General features: G+C 46.8%; 2 protein-coding genes. Both read left to right on the plus strand.

The features are described from left to right. Positions 1-1,519: ornithine decarboxylase (gene speC / locus MA2_RS10540; protein WP_067059614.1), on the plus strand; the 1,519-nt coding region annotated here is incomplete at its 5' end. A 90-nt stretch (positions 1,520-1,609) separates the two neighbouring features. After that, positions 1,610-2,965, plus strand: coding sequence for a putrescine-ornithine antiporter (gene potE / locus MA2_RS10545; RefSeq protein WP_067059616.1), 1,356 nt, complete (start codon positions 1,610-1,612; stop codon positions 2,963-2,965). The last annotated feature ends 86 nt before the right edge of the window (positions 2,966-3,051 follow it).

A 3,051-nucleotide genomic window follows, 5' to 3' on the forward strand; every position in this document is an offset into this window, starting at 1 on the left:
GCTGTTTGACCGTAACAATCACAAATCGATTCATATCGGTGCGTTGATGATTGCAGGCGCAAAACCCGTGTATCTGCAAACCGCGCGTAACCCATACGGCTTCATTGGCGGTATCGATGATGCGTGTTTCCAAGAAGACTATATCCGTAGACTGGTTCGTGAAGTCGCACCTGAAAAAGCCGACCAACCACGTCCGTTTCGTTTGGCAGTGATTCAGTTAGGTACGTATGATGGTACGATTTATAACGCTCGCCAAGTGGTTGATCGTATCGGGCACTTGTGCGATTACATCTTGTTTGACTCGGCGTGGGTTGGCTATGAACAGTTTATCCCGATGATGCGTGATTGCTCGCCACTGCTACTTGAATTAAATGAAAATGACCCTGGTATTTTCGTCACCCAATCGGTGCACAAACAACAAGCGGGTTTTTCACAAGCGTCACAAATTCATAAAAAAGACAGTCACATCAAAGGGCAAAAACGCTACTGCAATCACAAGCGCATGAACAATTCCTACATGATGCAGGCTTCAACCAGTCCGTTTTATCCGATGTTTGCTTCACTGGATATCAATGCCAAGATGCACGAGGGTGAAGCGGGGCGCAAGATGTGGCTTGACTGTGTCAAGGTAGGTATCAACGCGCGTAAGCTGATTTTACAAACGTGTAAGATGATTCAGCCATTCGTACCTGACACCGTCGATGGCAAGCCTTGGCAAGATTATCCGACCGATGAAATGGCAAACGACATCAAGTTTTTCCGTTTCAACCCCGGTGCGCGTTGGCACGCGTTTCCTGGTTATGGCGAAAACCAGTACTTCATCGACCCCTGTAAATTGCTATTGACCACCCCTGGCATTAACGTCGAAACAGGTGAATATGAGGACTTTGGTATTCCTGCGGGGATTTTAGCCAATTATTTGCGCGACAACGGTTTGATTCCTGAAAAATCTGACTTAAACTCAATCCTATTTTTACTTACACCATCAGAGAACTTGGCAAAACTCCAACAGTTGGTCGCACTCCTTACGCAGTTTGAGCAGCATATCTTAGAAGATAGCCCAATGCAGGACGTTCTACCTGGCATCTACTCACGCTATCCCGATTACTACCAAGGCTATACTATCCGTCGCTTGTGCCAAGAAATGCACGACTTTTATGTACGTAACAACATGAAAGATTTACAGCGCGTGATGTTCCGCAAAGAAGGCTGGCCAAAAGCAGTCATGACCCCGTATGACGCGCAACAAACCCTCATCCGTAACGATGTCAAACTAGTTAGCCTCAAGGACATTCAAGGCAAAATCGCTGCCGAAGGTGCGTTGCCTTATCCACCAGGCGTACTATGCTGTGTACCAGGTGAGGTATGGGATGGCGCGGTGCAAAAATACTTCTTGGCGCTTGAAGAGGGTATCAACTGCTTACCTGGGTTTGAGCCTGAAATCCAAGGCGTGTATCTACAAAAAGAAGCCGACGGCAGCCAACGCGCGTATGGCTATGTCATTGACATTGAAAAATAAACCAAACATAACCTAATTGCCACAGTGCAAATCAGCCGATTTGCACTGTAAGGCAGGAATTTTATGTAGAAGTTTATGGCAGGAGCTAGTATGAGCGAAAAACAACCACAAAAGATGAACCTGTTTCAACTCACCATCTTAACCATGGTGAACATGATGGGTTCGGGTATTATCATGTTACCGTCTAAATTGGCAGAAGTCGGTACAATTTCTATTTTATCTTGGCTGATTACGGCAGGTGGCTCGCTGGCGTTGGCATATGCGTTTGCCCAATGCGGTCGCTATAGCCGCAACCAAAAAGGCGGGATGGGGGCATATGCCGAATATTCCTTCGGCAAATCAGGCAGCTTTATGACCAACTACACCTACGCGCTATCGCTGGTCATCGCAAACGTAGCGATTGCCATCACCGCCGTGGGTTATTTTGCCACGTTGATGAACTGGACGCTTGCGCCCGTACAAGTGGCAATGTGGACGATTGCATTTTTGTGGCTAACGACGATTCCAAACTTTTGGGGAGCTAAAATCACGGGGCGGATGAGCTCAATTACGGTTTGGGGAGTGATTATTCCCGTCCTCGGTCTATCGATTATCGGCTGGCATTGGTTTAGTGGTCAAACCTACAGCCAAGCTTGGAATCCACACAATATGCCGCTAAGCGAGGCTCTGCCTGCCTCAATTTCCATCACGCTATGGGCATTTTTGGGGCTTGAATCTGCCAGTGCCAACGCCGACGCGGTCGAAAATCCCGAAGAAAACATTCCCAAAGCGGTGTTGGGCGGCACGCTATTAACGGCGATTGTATATATCATCTCAACCAACGTGATTGCAGGTATCATTCCTAATGCCGAACTAGCCGCCTCAACCGCGCCGTTTGGCTTAGCTTTTGAACATATGTTTGGTCATGCCGCTGGCCAACTGGTCAGCGCGTTGGCGGTCATCGCCTGCTTAGGATCGCTGTTGGGTTGGCAATTTACTTCAGCCATGGTCTTTAAATCAGGCGCAGACGAGCAATATTTCTTGCCCGTGTTTGGTAAGCTTAATAAACACAATGCCCCCGTGCTTGGTATGTTGATTGTGGCAAGCATACAAACCTTGCTATCATTGATGACCATCAGCCCGGATTTAAGTAAACAATTTGATAAGCTGGTGAATTTGGCGGTGGTTACCAACCTTGTGCCATACGTCATGTCGATGTCAGCGGTGCTGATCTTACTTAAATCCGCCCACGTTGAGCACAAAAAAGCGGTATTTGTCGCTGCTATCGCATTCATCGGTACGGTATATAGCTTTTATGCCTTGTACAGCGCAGGTGAAGAAGCGATGCTGTGGGGTGCGTTGGTGACGTTTTTGGGCTGGGTTCTATATGGTAAAGTCGTTTCAACCAAGTTTGACCTCAAACCCCATCCAATCGATGAAGATATTCACGACTACAGTTTATTGTAATGTTATAACTCGTTAGTTTTCACCAAAAATAAAAGCCGAATATTGGAAAAATATTCGGCTTTTTTCATGCAAAACAATAATTAAAA

Source organism: Moraxella atlantae NBRC 14588, from assembly GCF_001591265.1.
GTDB classification, from domain to species: Bacteria; Pseudomonadota; Gammaproteobacteria; order Pseudomonadales; family Moraxellaceae; genus Faucicola; species Faucicola atlantae.

Excerpts from the sequence above, each read along its gene's own strand:
- potE (WP_067059616.1), top strand. The coding sequence starts at position 1,610 with ATGAGCGAAAAACAACCACAAAAGATGAACCTGTTTCAACTCACCATC.